The sequence below is a fragment of the Achromobacter sp. ACM01 genome (assembly GCF_014851745.1).
Taxonomy (GTDB): Bacteria; Pseudomonadota; Gammaproteobacteria; order Burkholderiales; family Burkholderiaceae_B; genus Achromobacter; species Achromobacter aegrifaciens.
The window spans coordinates 1458733-1472579 of sequence record NZ_JACVAF010000001.1 but is presented as its reverse complement, the minus strand read 5'-3'; the positions used below and the strand labels follow the sequence as shown (position 1 = coordinate 1472579).

General features: G+C 68.2%; 11 protein-coding genes. 8 read left to right on the top strand and 3 right to left on the bottom strand.

Annotation, left to right across the window (positions count from 1 at the left end; all coding sequences use genetic code 11):
* Positions 1-74: 74 nt before the first annotated feature.
* From IB268_RS06810 to IB268_RS06795, 4 genes are all read left to right on the top strand, one after another.
* Complete coding sequence (locus tag IB268_RS06810; RefSeq protein ID WP_192354009.1) at positions 75-539, top strand: GNAT family N-acetyltransferase; 465 nt, start codon at positions 75-77, stop codon at positions 537-539.
* Positions 540-639: 100 nt separating this feature from the next.
* A complete protein-coding gene (locus IB268_RS06805) occupies positions 640-1008 on the top strand; it encodes a hypothetical protein (RefSeq protein WP_054451613.1) in 369 nt (122 codons plus the stop codon).
* 30 nt (positions 1009-1038) lie between these two features.
* Positions 1039-1551: an RNA polymerase sigma factor gene (locus IB268_RS06800; protein WP_054451614.1), complete on the top strand. Its 513-nt coding sequence runs from the start codon at positions 1039-1041 to the stop codon at positions 1549-1551.
* 1 nt (position 1552) lies between these two features.
* On the top strand, positions 1553-2368 hold the full coding sequence (locus tag IB268_RS06795; RefSeq protein WP_192354008.1) for an anti-sigma factor: 816 nt from the start codon (positions 1553-1555) through the stop codon (positions 2366-2368).
* Here IB268_RS06795 and IB268_RS06790 read toward each other — a convergent pair.
* From IB268_RS06790 to atzF, 3 genes are read right to left on the bottom strand one after another with little or no spacing between them, the layout of a single operon-like run.
* Positions 2365-3114 (bottom strand): GntR family transcriptional regulator, encoded by a 750-nt coding sequence (locus IB268_RS06790; RefSeq protein ID WP_054451616.1) that lies wholly within the window; start codon positions 3112-3114, stop codon positions 2365-2367. The two genes, IB268_RS06795 and IB268_RS06790, sit on opposite strands and share 4 nt — an antisense overlap.
* A gap of 2 nt (positions 3115-3116) precedes the next feature.
* Positions 3117-6749, bottom strand: coding sequence for an urea carboxylase (gene uca / locus IB268_RS06785; protein ID WP_192354007.1), 3633 nt, complete (start codon positions 6747-6749; stop codon positions 3117-3119).
* A gap of 42 nt (positions 6750-6791) precedes the next feature.
* Positions 6792-8612: an allophanate hydrolase gene (gene atzF / locus IB268_RS06780; RefSeq protein WP_192354006.1), complete on the bottom strand. Its 1821-nt coding sequence runs from the start codon at positions 8610-8612 to the stop codon at positions 6792-6794.
* 368 nt (positions 8613-8980) lie between these two features.
* On the opposite strand from atzF, the gene urtA reads away from it, so the two are divergent.
* Genes urtA through urtD form a run of 4 tightly spaced genes read left to right on the top strand, consistent with a single transcriptional unit; the run spans position 8981 to position 13846 of the window.
* The gene (urtA, locus tag IB268_RS06775; protein ID WP_054451619.1) at positions 8981-10234 is read left to right on the top strand and encodes an urea ABC transporter substrate-binding protein; all 1254 of its coding nucleotides are present in this window, start codon (positions 8981-8983) and stop codon (positions 10232-10234) included.
* A 20-nt stretch (positions 10235-10254) separates the two neighbouring features.
* The gene (urtB, locus tag IB268_RS06770) at positions 10255-11886 is read left to right on the top strand and encodes an urea ABC transporter permease subunit UrtB (RefSeq protein ID WP_175164442.1); all 1632 of its coding nucleotides are present in this window, start codon (positions 10255-10257) and stop codon (positions 11884-11886) included.
* Positions 11883-13010: an urea ABC transporter permease subunit UrtC gene (gene urtC / locus IB268_RS06765; protein WP_192354005.1), complete on the top strand. Its 1128-nt coding sequence runs from the start codon at positions 11883-11885 to the stop codon at positions 13008-13010. The genes urtB and urtC overlap by 4 nt, the downstream gene beginning before the upstream one ends.
* A complete protein-coding gene (gene urtD / locus IB268_RS06760) occupies positions 13007-13846 on the top strand; it encodes an urea ABC transporter ATP-binding protein UrtD (RefSeq protein WP_054451622.1) in 840 nt (279 codons plus the stop codon). Before urtC ends, urtD begins: the two co-directional genes overlap by 4 nt.
* Position 13847 lies beyond the last annotated feature (1 nt).

Below are 13847 nucleotides of genomic sequence, written 5' to 3'. Positions count from 1 at the left end.
CCGCGGCGCAACCGCTCTATAACCTGATAATCGCGCCGGCGCGTCAGCCGGACGCCCCCAATTTCCCCGCATCCATGACCCAGACCTGCTCCCTGGCGCTGCAACCCGCCACCGAAGACGACCTGCCCTTCCTGCTCGCCCTGCGCAAGACCACCATGCAGGAACACCTGCAGCGCGCGGGCGCTCCCCTGGATGACGACCACCATCTGGCCCGCATCCGTTACCGTTTCGAGGACGCCCGCATCGTCTGGCTGGACGGCCGGCCCGCCGGCCTGTTCAAGCACGGCCGGGACCCGGCAGGCTGGCGCATCGTGCAGATCCAGATCGATCCCGCCTTCCAGGGCCGCGGGCTGGGCCGTCGCCTGCTGGAGGGCGTGCTGGACGAGGCCGACGCCGAGGGCGTCCCCGTCACCCTGAGCGTGCTCAAGGGCAACCCTGCCCGGCGCCTCTATGAAGCGCTGGGCTTCATCCCCGTGGAGGAAACCGACCTGGAATATGAAATGCGTCACGAACCCGGCGCGGTCCGGCCGGCCGGCTGACCCTTTGCAACTTCTTTCAGCCCGGCTGGAATAAAGCCGGGACCGGCAGCGTCTGTAGGGGGCAGTCTCCCACTTTCCCTATCTACGTACGAGGCACACCATGCGCAAACACATCGCCGCAGCCCTGGCCATCTCCGCCGCCGCCCTGTTTTCGGCCGGCGCCCAGGCCCAGGCCGTCAAGACCCAGGACGGCATGCTGGTCAACAGCGCCGGCATGACGCTTTACACCTTCGACAAGGATGCCGGCGGCAAGAGCGCCTGCAACGACCAGTGCGCCAAGATCTGGCCGCCCGTCATGGCCAGCGCCGACGCCAAGCCCATGGGCGACCTGACCGTCATCACCCGCGACGACGGCAGCAAGCAATGGGCCAGCAAGGGCAAGCCGCTGTACACCTATGCCAAGGACGCCAAGGCGGGCGACAAGACCGGCGACAACTTCAAGGAAGTCTGGCACGTTGCCAAGCCCTGATACGGTGTCCGCCATCACACGCAGCAACCCATGCGCGCCGAAGACGAAGCCCTGATCCTGGCCTGCATCCCCAGCCTGCGGCGCTATGCCCGCGGGCTGACGGGCGACCCCCACCGGGCCGACGACCTGGTCCAGGACACGCTGGAGCGCGCATGGAGCCGCTATTCGCGCTGGCAGCGGCGCGGCGAGCTGCGCGCCTGGATGTTCGGCATCATGCATAACCATTTCATCGACGGCGTGCGCGCCAGCAACCGGCGGGCCGAACAGACCGCCCCGGGCGAACTGCCCGACGCCCCGGTGCGCGCCACGCAGACAGACCACCTGGAGGTGCGCGACCTGGACCGCTGCCTGCAAGCCCTGCCCGCCGAACAGCGGGAAGTGCTGTTGCTGATATGCGTGGAAGACCTGTCCTATCAGGACACCGCCCGGATACTGGACGTGCCGATGGGCACGGTCATGTCGCGCCTGTCGCGCGCCCGCGAAAAACTGGGCGCGCTGATGCAGGCGCGCGACACCGTCAGCAAGCTCCATCGCGTGAAATGACATGAACGAGAAACGCCTCCATGCGGTGCCCGGCGCGGGCACCCCGATTACCGAAGCCGACCTGCATGCCTATGCGGACTGCCAGTTGCCGCCCACGCGCCGCGCCGAGGTCGAAGCATTCCTGGCCTCCCATCCGCAAGACCAGGCCCGCGTCGACGAATGGCGCGAGCAACGGCGCCTGCTGCACGCCATGCTGGACCCGGTGCTGGACGAGCCGCTGCCGCTGCGCCTGCCCCTGGCGCGGCCCTCGAACCCCTGGCCCTGGCGGGCCCTGGCCGCCGGCGTGGCGATCGCCGCCATCAGCGCCAGCGCCGCCTGGATCACGCGCGGCGCCATGGACGCCCGCCAGCTGCAGGCCGCGCTGGCGACCGCCGCGCCCGAACGCATTGCGGGCGGCTATGCCCAGCGCGCCGCCATCGCCCACGCGGTCTACGCGCCCGACATGGGCCGGCCTGTGGAGGTCGGCGCCGATAATGAAAAAGGCCTGGTGACCTGGCTGACCAAGCGCATGGGCGCGACCATGCGCCCGCCGTCGCTATCGCAGGCCGGCTACGAACTGGTGGGCGGCCGCCTGCTGCCGGGTGGTGCGGGGCCGGTCGCGCTGTTCATGTACGGCGCGGCCGACGGCCAGCGCCTGACGCTGTACGTCACCCGCGAAGCCGCGGGCGGGCAGACCGCGTTCCAATTCACCCAGGAAGGCCCGGTGCGGGTGTTCTACTGGGTCGAAGGACAGTTCGGCTACGCGCTGTCAGGCGCGGTCAGCCGCGAGGAACTGCTGCGCGTGTCGCAAGAGGTCTACCAGCAGCTGCAGGGCTAGTCCGGGGACGCGAGGCCCAGCCCGCCAGCATGCTCGCGCGCCTGGTGCAGCATGTGCAGCGTGATCTTGCGGACCTCCGCTCGGCTCATGCCGATATGCGAACGCAACATCCGCGCCGCCTCCTCGGCTCGCCGCGCCAGCACGGCCCGCAGGATGGCCGCGTGCTCGTCGTAGGTCGCATCCACGCGGAAGTCCTTGGTGAAATCCAGCCGCCGCACGATGCGTATCTTCTCGGTCACGTCGCGATGGATCTGCGCCAGCTCCGGGTTGCCCGCGGCTGCCACCAACGAACAATGAAAGGCCTCGTCCAGCTGCGCCACCAGCCGGCCGTCGAGGATGCGTTGCCGCGGCGGCGCCAGCCACACGTCTTTCAGTGCGCCCAGGATGCCGGCCTGGTCCATGTGCTCGCGCGCGCACAGCCGTTCGACCGCAGCCTCTTCCAGCACCACGCGCACGTCATACAACGCCTCGAAGCGTTCGAAGTCAAAGGGCCGCACCTGCCAGCCGCTGCGGGGACGCGGCAGCACGTAGCCTTCGCGCTCCAGCCGCGCCAGTCCCAGCCGCACCGGCGTGCGGCTGACGCCCAGCCGCGCCGCCACCTCGGCCTCGGTGAAGCGCTCGCCCGGCAGCACGCGGAAGTCGAACAGGTCGTCTTTCAGCCGCTGATAGACCTGGTCGGCCAGCGAACCGGCCAAGGCCGGCGTCTGGCGGATGGCGGGAGCGGCCAGCGCGGATTCCAGGCGCATGGTCAGGCCACGGGGCAGGTCGCGTCTTCGGCCAGAACGATGAGCGGGTCGCCCGCGTTCACCGGTTTGCCCGGCACGCAGCGGATCGCGACCACGGTCCCCGACGCCGGCGCGATGACGGACAGCTCCATCTTCATGGCCTCGACCACCACCAGCGTGTCCCCCGCCGATACGCTCTGACCCACCTGCACCGGGATCTTCCAGACGTTGCCGCACATGTCGGCGCTGACCAGGCTTTCGCCTTCGCGCAAGGCCGCCTCGGCGTCGGGTTCGGGGTCGGCCGCCACTTGCTCCACCGCCGCATCCTCGCTTTTCCACAAGGCCACTTCGGCGTCGAAGGCGCTCTTCTGGCGCGTCTGGAACGCGGCGATGCTGTCGGCCTCTTCCGCCAGGAAGCGCTGGTGCGCGGCAAAGTCGAACACCTCTTCCTCGATGCGGACCGTGGCCCGGCCTTCGCGGAAATCTTCGCGCAACGCATCGAGTTCGGCTTCCGTCACCGGATAGAAACGCACCTGGTCGAAAAAGCGCAGCAGCCAGGGCTTGCCGTCCTGGAACACCGGGTTCTTCAGGAATTTGTTCCAGATGGGCAAGGTGCGTCCGACCAGCTGATAGCCGCCAGGCGAATCCATGCCGTAGATGCACATGTAGACCCCCCCTATGCCTACCGTGCCTTCGGCGGTGTAGGTGCGGGCCGGGTTGTACTTGGAAGTCAGCAGGCGGTGGCGCGGATCTATCGGCACCGCGCAGGGGGCACCCAGGTACACGTCGCCCAGGCCCATGATCAGATAGCTGGCGTCGAACACGATATCGCGGACCTGCTTGCGGCTGGCCAGGCCGTTGATGCGCCGGATGAAGTCCACATTGTTCGGCAGCCACGGCGCACTGGCGCGCACGGTTTCCTGGTAGCGCTGCACCGCGCCCAGCGTGGCCGAATCCTCGAACGCCATGGGCAGGTAGACCACGCGGGTGGGCACCTTGAGCGTGGCCACGTCGGCCAGGCCGCTCTCGATCCGCAGCAGGCGCTCGATCAACGCGCCTTGCAGGATGACACGGCTGTCGTAGCGGATCTGCAGCGAACGCACGCCAGGCGACAACTCCATCACGCCGGCGATGGGCTCGGCGTTGAGCGCCTCCATCAGCAGATGGATGCGCATGCGCAGCGCCAGGTCCAGCACGTTGTCGCCGTATTCCAGCAGCAGGTAGCCGTCGCCCGCCTGGCGGTAAGAAACCGCAGGCCGCGCGCCCTGCGCCGGCAGCGCCGCCACGATGGGTTCCGGCACGGCGGCGGGCGCCAAGGCTTGCGCGGGCTGCGCGGGCGCCGCCAGTTCGGCCACGCAACGGTCCTGCGCCGCCTCCAGCGCCACCGCCTGCTGATAGTCGATGCGCACGAAGCGGATCCGGTCGCCCGGTTTGACCTGCCCGACCTTCCACAGTTCGGCGCGGGCGATGGTGACGGGGCAGACGAAGCCGCCCAGGCTGGGGCCGTCGCGCGTCAGGATCACGGGGCTGTCGCCGGTGAAGTTGATACTGCCGATGGCGTATTCGCAATCGTGGATATTGGACGGATGCAGGCCCGCCTCGCCGCCGTCCTCGCGCGCCCAAGTTGGCTTGGGGCCGATCAGGCGCACGCCCAGCCGGTTGGAGTTGTAGTGCACTTCCCAGTCCGCGGCGAAGAAGGCCTCGATGGCTTCGGGCCGGAAGAAATCCGGCGCGCCGTGCGGGCCGTAGAGCACGCCGATTTGCCAGGTGTTGCCATAGGCCGGAACCAAGCCGGCGGGCGCGGCCTGCGGTTCGGACACAGGTGCGGTGGCACCGCAGTCCCGCTCAGGACGGATCCGCGGCAGCATGTCGCCCACGCGCAAGGTGCGGCCGGCATGCCCTCCAAACTGGCCCAACACGAAGGTGGAGCGGCTGCCCAGGTAGACCGGCACGTCCAGGCCGCCGCGCACCGCCAGATAGCTGCGGCAGCCCGACAGCGCGCGGCCGGTCGTCAGCACCTGGCCGGAACGCACGGCCACCGGCGTCCACATGGGCACGGGCTCGCCATCCAGGGTGGCGGCGCAGGCCGCTCCCGTCAGCGCCACGACGGCATCGCCGTGAAAGCGCAAGGTCGGGCCGACCAGCGTGGCCTCGATGCCCGCTGCGTCGGACGCGTTGCCGACGATGCGGTTGGCCATGCGGAAGGCATAGTCGTCCATCGGGCCCGAGGGCGGCACGCCGATGTCCCAGTAGCCCACCCGCCCAGGGTAGTCCTGCACGCTGGTGTAGGTGCCTGCCGCCAGCACCTCGATCGCCGCGGGCCGGTAGGCAAAGGTTTCAAGAAAGCGCGTGGACAGCTCGCCTGCGCGAAAACGCGCGTCATCCACGATCTGCCGCAGATAGTCCAGGTTGGTGGCGATGCCGTGCAGGCGCGTACGGGCCAGCGCGTGCGCCAGCTTGTCCAGCGCGGCCTCGCGCGTGCCGGCATGCACGATCAGCTTGGCCAGCATGGGGTCGTAGAACGCCGGCACCTCGGTGCCGGTCGCGACCCAGCCGTCCACCCGCAGGCCTTCTGGAAAGAACACGTCGGTCAACACGCCAGGCGACGGCTGGAACTGGCGCAGCGGATCCTCGGCATACAGGCGCACCTCGATGGATGCGCCTTGCGGCGCGCGCGACATGGCGGCGTAATCCAGCGCTTCGCCCGCGGCCACGCGCAGCATGCATTCCACCAGGTCCAGCCCGGTGACGGCTTCCGTCACGGGATGCTCTACCTGCAAGCGGGTATTGACCTCCAGGAAATAGAAGCTGTCGCGCGCCGGGTCGTAGATGAATTCCACGGTGCCGGCGGAACGGTAGTTGACCGACTCGCCCAGCCGCACGGCGGCAGCGTGCAGCGCCTGGCGCGTGGCGGCGGGCAAAAGCGGCGCGGGCGTCTCTTCGATGACCTTCTGGTTGCGGCGCTGCACCGAGCAATCGCGCTCGCCCAGGGCCAGCACACGGCCGGCGCCGTCGCCGAAGATCTGCACCTCGACATGGCGCGCATTGTCGACGTAGCGCTCGATGAAGGCGCCGCCGTCGCTGAAGAAGTGCTCGCCCATGCGCTGTACGCTATCGAAGGCCGCAGTCAGCTCGGCCTCGTTGTCGCAGCGCGAAAGGCCGATGCCGCCGCCTCCCGCCGTGCTCTTTAGCATCACCGGATAGCCGATGCGCTCGGCCTGCGACAGCGCGGCGCCCAGACTGTCCAGCAGGCCCGTTCCCGGCGTCATCGGCACGCCGGCCTCCGCCGCCAGTTCGCGGGAACGGTGCTTCAGGCCGAACTCGCGGATCTGCAAGGGCGTAGGGCCGACGAACGCAATGCCCGCGTCTTCGCAGGCTTGCGCGAACTCGGCGCTTTCGGACAGGAAGCCGTAGCCGGGATAGATGGCTTGCGCGCCATGCTCGCGCGCGGCGGCCAGCAGCAGGTCCATGCGCAGGTAGCTGTCGGCGGCCTTTTCGCCGCCCAGAGCCACGGCCACGTCGGCCGCGCGCACGTGCGCGGCATTGCGGTCCGGGTCGGAGTAAACGGCCACGCTGCGGATGCCCAGCCGCTTGAGGGTGCGGATGGCGCGGACGGCGATCTCGCCGCGGTTGGCAATCAGAACGGTATCGAACACGGTGCGACTCCCTGGTGTCTTGCGGGTTATCGAAAGCGGAGATCAGGCCAGGCTGGCCAGGTAGGCGCGCCAGCCGCCGAACTCCGTGATGTCGCGCGCGCCCTCCAGGCCGCGCGGCTCGCAGATGAATCCCTTGACCTGGCGGCCGTCCGCCAGCTCCAGCGTGCCGATGCCCAGCGGCGCGGGGATCTCGGCCACGAAGGCGCCGAAGGCGGCCAGCGGTACGTCCCAGAGTTCGACCTCGATGGGCGCGCCGCTCGCGGACTTCACCAGTCCGGGCTTGGGCGGCGTGGTGTTGGCCAGGGCGTACAGGCGGTAATCGCCGGCCGTGCGCGCCGCTTCGACGAACACGGCGCGGCGCGAGGTCAGTTGGTGGTTCAGCGGCATGCCGCGCAGGTGCGCCCCCACGACCGACACGCGCACCGTGTCACGCGCGGGGAGGACCGCATGCTCGGCTGCGGGCAGCGGCGCACCGGTGGCGCCCAGCGGCAGCGCCAGACGCGCCTGCCACTGGCGTCCGAACTGCGCCAGCGCATGGTCCTGCCAAGCCATGCCGATCAGCGTGATGCCCGCGGGCAGGCCGTCGCCGCGCATGCCCGCGGGCAGCGCCAGCGCCGACAGGTCGGCCAGGTTCGTGAAGTTGGTGTAGATCCCCAATCTCGAGTTCAGCGTCACCGGATCGGCTTCGAGCTGGGCGATGGTGTAGATCGTGGGCGTAGTCGGCACCACCAGCGCATCAAAGCCCGCCAACGTCTGATGGATGCCGCGCGTCAGCTCGGCGCGCCGGTACTCGGCTTTGAACGCGTCCAGCGCGCTGTAGTTGGCGGCCTGTTCGACGATGCCGCGCACCACCGGATGGATGGCCTCGGGGTTCTGCTTCCACAACGCTTCCACGGCGGCAAAGCGCTCGGCCACCCAGGGCCCTTGGTACAGCAGCGCCGCCAGCTCGCTGAATGGCGTGAAGTCGATGGGTTCGACCGTTGCGCCGCTGGCCTTCAGGTCGCTCACGGCCTGATCGAACGCCGCCGCGGCCTGCGCATCGCCGAAAAATTCCAGCTGCGCGGGAATCGCCAGCCTGGGTTGCGCCGGCCAGGGATTTCCGCTCCCTACAGGCTGAGCGCGCGAATAGGGGTCGCGCGCGTCCCAACCCGCTGCAATGTCGGCTACCAGTTCGGCGTCGTCCACCGTCAGCGCGAACACCGACACGCAGTCCTGCGTGCGGCATGCCGGCACCACGCCTGCCGCGCTGAGCCGCCCCTTGGTGGGCTTGAGGCCCACGATGTTGTTGAACCCCGCCGGCACGCGGCCCGAGCCCGCAGTGTCGGTGCCCAACGAGAAAGCGGCCAGGCCGCGCGCCACCACGGAAGCCGAACCCGAACTGGAGCCGCCGCTGACGTAGTCCGGATTGAACGTATTGGGCACCGCGCCCAGCGGCGAACGCGTGCCCACCAGTCCGGTGGCGAACTGGTCCAGGTTGGTCTTGCCCACCAGGATGGCGCCGGCCGCGCGCAGGCGGGCGACCACGGTCGCATCTTCCTCGGGCGTATATGCGAATTCCGGGCAGGCCGCCGTGGTGGGCCAGCCGGCGGCGTCGATATTGTCCTTGATGGCGAACGGCACGCCATAAAGCGGCAGCCGCGTCAGGTCGCCGTTGGCCGCTTCCAGCAGCCCTTGCAGAGCGTCGAGCTGCCGCGCCAGCATGGCGCCGTCCACGCGCTTGATCCAGGCATTGTCTGGCGCGTTGCCGCGTTCGGCCCAGGCGGCCAACAAGGTCTCGGGCGTGGCGCCCTCATTGCGATAGGCGGCCTGCCACTGCGCGATCGTCCAGGCGACGGGGCCTTTGTGCGTTGCTACGGCGTTCATGCTGGAATCCTTTCTTGTATACAAGTACGGATTCCCAAGCAATCGGCGTGCCATGTCGGACGCCGCCCCGCGCCTGCCCCGATTCCCTGCGGCAAGGGGCCGCCTGCGGCACGAAGCCATCGCCGCGGCGCCACATGCGCGCACCGCCAGCGGGCGGCGCGCGCACCCATGTTGTGCACGCGGCACCAGATCGGCCCGTGCCGCCTGGCGCGCCGCCATCCGTGGCGCGCCCTTCGTCTACCCCCTTTCATATAGCGGACTGCACGTGCCCGCGCGGTTGGCATGCCTCTTGCTTTTAGGTCCTCGTTGTCGTGTGTTTTCAGATCGTTCTCGCCGGCACGGCCGGCACATTCCAATCAGGAGTCACCATGAAACGCAGACTAGCCCTTAAGCAACTGACCGCCGTGAGCCTGTTGGCCATGTCCGGATGGATGCCGCAGGTACTCGCCGCCGAGGACACCATCAAGGTCGGCATCCTGCATTCGCTGTCGGGCACGATGGCGATCTCGGAAACGTCGCTCAAGGACGTGGCCCTGATGACCATCGACGAGATCAACGCCAATGGCGGCGTGATGGGCAAGAAGCTCGAAGCCGTGGTGGTGGACCCGGCGTCGAACTGGCCGCTGTTTGCCGAGAAGTCGCGCCAGCTGCTGTCCCAGGACAAGGTGGCGGTTGTCTTCGGCTGCTGGACCTCGGTGTCGCGCAAGTCCGTGCTGCCGGTGTTCAAGGAACTCAACGGCCTGCTCTTCTACCCCGTGCAATACGAGGGCGAGGAGCTCGAGAAGAACGTGTTCTACACCGGCGCAGCGCCCAACCAGCAGGCCATACCCGCCGTCGAATACCTGATGAGCGAAGACGGCGGCGGCGCCAAGCGCTTCGTGCTGCTGGGCACCGACTACGTCTACCCGCGCACCACCAACAAGATCCTGCGCGCCTTCCTGCATTCCAAGGGCGTCAAGGACAGCGACATCGACGAGGTCTACACGCCTTTCGGCCATTCCGACTACCAGACCATCGTCGCCAACATCAAGAAGTTCGCCACGGGCGGCAAGACAGCCGTCATCTCCACCATCAATGGCGACTCCAACGTGCCCTTCTACAAGGAGCTGGGCAATGCCGGCCTGAAGGCCACCGACGTGCCGGTGGTGGCGTTCTCGGTGGGCGAAGAGGAATTGCGCGGCGTGGATACCAAGCCGCTGGTGGGCCACCTGGCCGCGTGGAACTACTTCCAGTCGGTCAAGAACCCGGTGAACGACGCCTTCATCCAGAAATGGAAGGCCTATGCCAAGGCCAAGAACCTGCCCAACGCGAATACGGTGGTGACCAACGACCCGATGGAAGCCACCTACATCGGCATCCATATGTGGAAGCAGGCGGTGGAGCAGGCCAAGACCACTGACGTGGACAAGGTGATCGCAGCCATGGGCGGCCAGAAATTCAACGCGCCCGACGGCTACACCATCGAGATGGACAAGACCAACCACCACCTGCACAAGCCGGTCTACATCGGCGAAATCAAGGCGGATGGCCAGTTCAGCGTGGTGTGGAAGAGCAAGGGTCCGATCCGCGCCCAGCCCTGGAGCCCGTACATCCCGGGCAACGAAGGCAAGCAAGGTCTCTAACGCACCGGGAACAAGCAGCCATGCGCATCGCGGCAATCGCACTCTACTTGCGTCGTTTCCTGCTGGCATGGCTGGTGTCCCTGCCGCTCGCGGCCGCCCCGGCGGCGGCAAGCGGCGTGGACCCGGCCTTGCTTGCGCCGCTGGCCGGCGACGACACGGACGCCAGGCTCCAGGCGATTGCCGCGCTGGGCCAGCTGCCCGAACCCGAGGCGGCAGCGGTGCTGCAGGCGCTGGGCGAGGACCGGCTCTACGCCGCCGATGACGGCCGCGTGCTGATCGGCAACGGCGGCGCGCGCGCCATCGATGCGGCGACGGGCGCCGCCGCCGAGCTGCCCCCAGGCGCAGGCGCCATCGGCATCAATAACCGCCTGCGGCGCGCCATCGAGGCGGCGCTGGCGGGTTCGCGCCTGTATTCCGAGCAGCCCGCCGAGCGCCTGGCTGCGGCGCGCCGTCTGCAGCAGACCGGAGACCCGGCGCGCCTGCCCATGCTGGAAAAGGCATTGGCGTCCGAAAAGAACGAAGCCGTGCGCGACGCGCTGCTGATCGCGCAGGCCAACCTGGAATTGAAAAGCGGCGATCCCGCCAAGCGGCGCCATGCGGTCGAGGTGCTGGGCGCCACCCGCAACGCCGCATTCCGTCCCACCCTGGCCGCGCTGGCCGAGGAGCGCGACGGCGCCTACGCGGAACCCGACGCCGGCGTGCGTGAGGCCGCGGGCCACGCGCTCAAGCAGATCGACCGCCACCTGGCCACCATCGAATGGGCCGGCAACCTGTTCTACGGCATCAGCCTGGGCAGCGTGCTGCTGCTGGCGGCGCTGGGCCTGGCCATCACCTTCGGGTTGATGGGCGTCATCAACATGGCGCATGGCGAACTGCTGATGATAGGCGCCTATGTGACCTACGTAGTGCAGACGGCGTTCCGCGCCTGGCTGCCGGGCTGGCTGGACTGGTATGTGCTGGCCGCGTTGCCGCTGGCCTTCGCCGTGACGGCGCTGGTCGGCATGGCGCTGGAACGCACCGTCATACGCTGGCTCTATGGCCGGCCGCTGGAAACGCTGCTGGCCACCTGGGGCATCAGCCTGATCCTGATGCAGGGCGTTCGCACGCTGTTCGGCGCGCAGAACGTGGAGGTGAGCAATCCCGGCTGGATGTCCGGCGGCGTCACGGTACTGGGCGGACTGGTGCTGAGCTACAACCGCCTGGTCATCATCGGCTTCGCCTTCTTCGTGGTGTTCCTGGTCTGGGCGCTGCTGAACCATACCCGCCTGGGCCTGTTCGTGCGCGCCATCACGCAGAACCGCCGCATGGCCGACTGCGTGGGCGTGCCCACCGGCCGCGTCGACATGCTGGCCTTCGGCCTGGGCTCTGGCATCGCCGGGCTGGCTGGGGTGGCGCTGTCGCAGCTGGGCAACGTGGGGCCGGACCTGGGCCGCGGCTACATCGTCGATTCGTTCATGGTGGTGGTGCTGGGCGGCGTGGGCCAGCTCGCCGGCACCGTCATCGCCGCGCTGGGCCTGGGCGGCGTCAACAAGTTCCTGGAGCCCTATGCCGGAGCCGTCATGGCCAAGATCACCATCCTGGCGCTCATCGTGCTGTTCGTCCAAAAGCGGCCGCAAGGCCTGTTCGCCCCTCGCGGCCGGAGCGTCGAATGAAACAGAACGCGCTGACTGAGCTGAATCTGCTGACCCGCCGCCCGCTGTACTCGGGACGGGTGTGGGCGGCCCTGGCCGCGGCAGTGGCGCTCCTGGCGCTGCTGCCCTTGCTGAATCTCGCTTTCCCTCCCGGCCATGCGCTGCATGTGTCGGCCTATGCCGTGGCGCTGCTGGGCAAGTTCATGTGCTACGCCATGGCGGCGCTGGCGCTGGACCTGGTGTGGGGCTATGCCGGCATCCTGTCCTTGGGCCATGGCCTGTTCTTCGCGCTGGGCGGCTATGCGCACGGCATGTACCTGATGCGCGCCATCGGCCGCGACGGCGTCTACCAGAGCGACCTGCCCGACTTCATGGTGTTCCTGGACTGGAAGAGCTACCCCTGGTACTGGTCCTTTACCGAGCACTTCTGGTACGCCATGCTGCTGGTCGTGCTGGTGCCGGGCGTGCTGGCCTTCGTGTTCGGCTACTTCGCCTTCCGCTCGCGCATCAAGGGCGTGTACTTTTCCATCATCACGCAGGCGCTGACCTTCGCCGCGATGCTGCTCTTTTTCCGCAACGACACGGGCTTCGGCGGCAACAACGGTTTCACCGACTTCAAGCGCATCCTGGGTTTCGACATCACCGCGCCCGGCACGCGCGCCGCGCTGTACTGGATCACGCTGGCCGCGCTGGCAGGCGCGCTGGTCCTTGCGCGCGCGGTCACGCAGAGCAAACTGGGTCGCGTGCTCACCGCCGTGCGCGATGCCGAGAGCCGCCTGCGCTTCATCGGCTACGACCCGCTGGGCTTCAAGCTCTTCGTCTGGACCCTGTCCGCGGTGCTCTGCGGCATCGCCGGCGCGCTCTACGTGCCGCAGGTCGGCATCATCAACCCCAGCGAGATGTCCACCGAGACCTCGATTGAAATGGTGATCTGGGTCGCCACCGGCGGACGCGGCACGCTGGTCGGCCCCATCATCGGCGCGGGCGCCGTCAACGGCCTGAAGACCTGGTTCACCAGCGTACTGCCGGAATTCTGGCTGTACGCCCTGGGCTTGATCTTCGTGCTGGTGACGCTGTTCCTGCCCACCGGCATCGTCGGCCTGGCGCGCCGCGTCTGCGCCCGCATCCAGGGGAACAAGGCATGAGCAGCACGCACATCGAATCCGCCGCGCTCGACGGCGGCCCCAGCGGCGATGCCGGCTACGGCCGCGTCAGCCCCAAGGGCCTGGACACCAGCCACGGCGCCATCCTTTACCTGGAAGGCATCACGGTCAGCTTCGACGGCTTCAAGGCCTTGAACGACCTGACGCTGGACATAGGCGTGGGCGAACTGCGCTGCATCATCGGCCCCAACGGCGCTGGCAAGACCACCATGATGGACGTCATCACCGGCAAGACCCGGCCCACTTCGGGCACGGCCTACTTCGGCCAGAGCATAGACCTCACCACGCTGAACGAAGCGCAGATCGCGCATGCCGGCATCGGCCGCAAGTTCCAGCGGCCCACGGTGTTCGAGCAGCACAGCGTGTTCGAAAACCTGGAGCTGGCGATGAAGACCGACAAGCGCGTGCGGCCCACGCTGTTCGCGCGATTGAGCGGCGAACAGGCCGACAAGATCGGCGAGACGCTGGACCTGATCCGGTTGCGGCCCGAAGCGGCGTTGCCCGCGGGGCTGCTGTCGCACGGCCAGAAGCAGTGGCTGGAGATCGGCATGCTGCTGATGCAGGAGCCGCAATTGCTGCTGCTGGACGAGCCGGTGGCGGGCATGACCGATGCCGAGACCGAACGCACCGGCGAGCTGCTCAACGAATTGCGCGGACGCCATTCGCTGATGGTGGTGGAGCACGACATGGATTTCGTCAATCAGATCGCGGGCGACGGCAAGGTCACGGTGCTGCACGAAGGCTCGGTGCTGGCCGAAGGGCCGATGAGCAAGGTGCAGGCCGATCCGCGGGTCATCGAAGTCTATCTGGGGCGCTGAG

Coding starts and splice junctions, on each gene's coding strand:
- IB268_RS06810 (WP_192354009.1), top strand. CDS start 75: ATGACCCAGACCTGCTCCCTGGCGCTGCAACCCGCCACCGAAGACGAC.
- IB268_RS06805 (WP_054451613.1), top strand. CDS start 640: ATGCGCAAACACATCGCCGCAGCCCTGGCCATCTCCGCCGCCGCCCTG.
- IB268_RS06800 (WP_054451614.1), top strand. CDS start 1,039: ATGCGCGCCGAAGACGAAGCCCTGATCCTGGCCTGCATCCCCAGCCTG.
- IB268_RS06795 (WP_192354008.1), top strand. CDS start 1,553: ATGAACGAGAAACGCCTCCATGCGGTGCCCGGCGCGGGCACCCCGATT.
- IB268_RS06790 (WP_054451616.1), bottom strand. CDS start 3,114: ATGCGCCTGGAATCCGCGCTGGCCGCTCCCGCCATCCGCCAGACGCCG.
- atzF (WP_192354006.1), bottom strand. CDS start 8,612: ATGAACGCCGTAGCAACGCACAAAGGCCCCGTCGCCTGGACGATCGCG.
- urtA (WP_054451619.1), top strand. CDS start 8,981: ATGAAACGCAGACTAGCCCTTAAGCAACTGACCGCCGTGAGCCTGTTG.
- urtB (WP_175164442.1), top strand. CDS start 10,255: ATGCGCATCGCGGCAATCGCACTCTACTTGCGTCGTTTCCTGCTGGCA.
- urtC (WP_192354005.1), top strand. CDS start 11,883: ATGAAACAGAACGCGCTGACTGAGCTGAATCTGCTGACCCGCCGCCCG.
- urtD (WP_054451622.1), top strand. CDS start 13,007: ATGAGCAGCACGCACATCGAATCCGCCGCGCTCGACGGCGGCCCCAGC.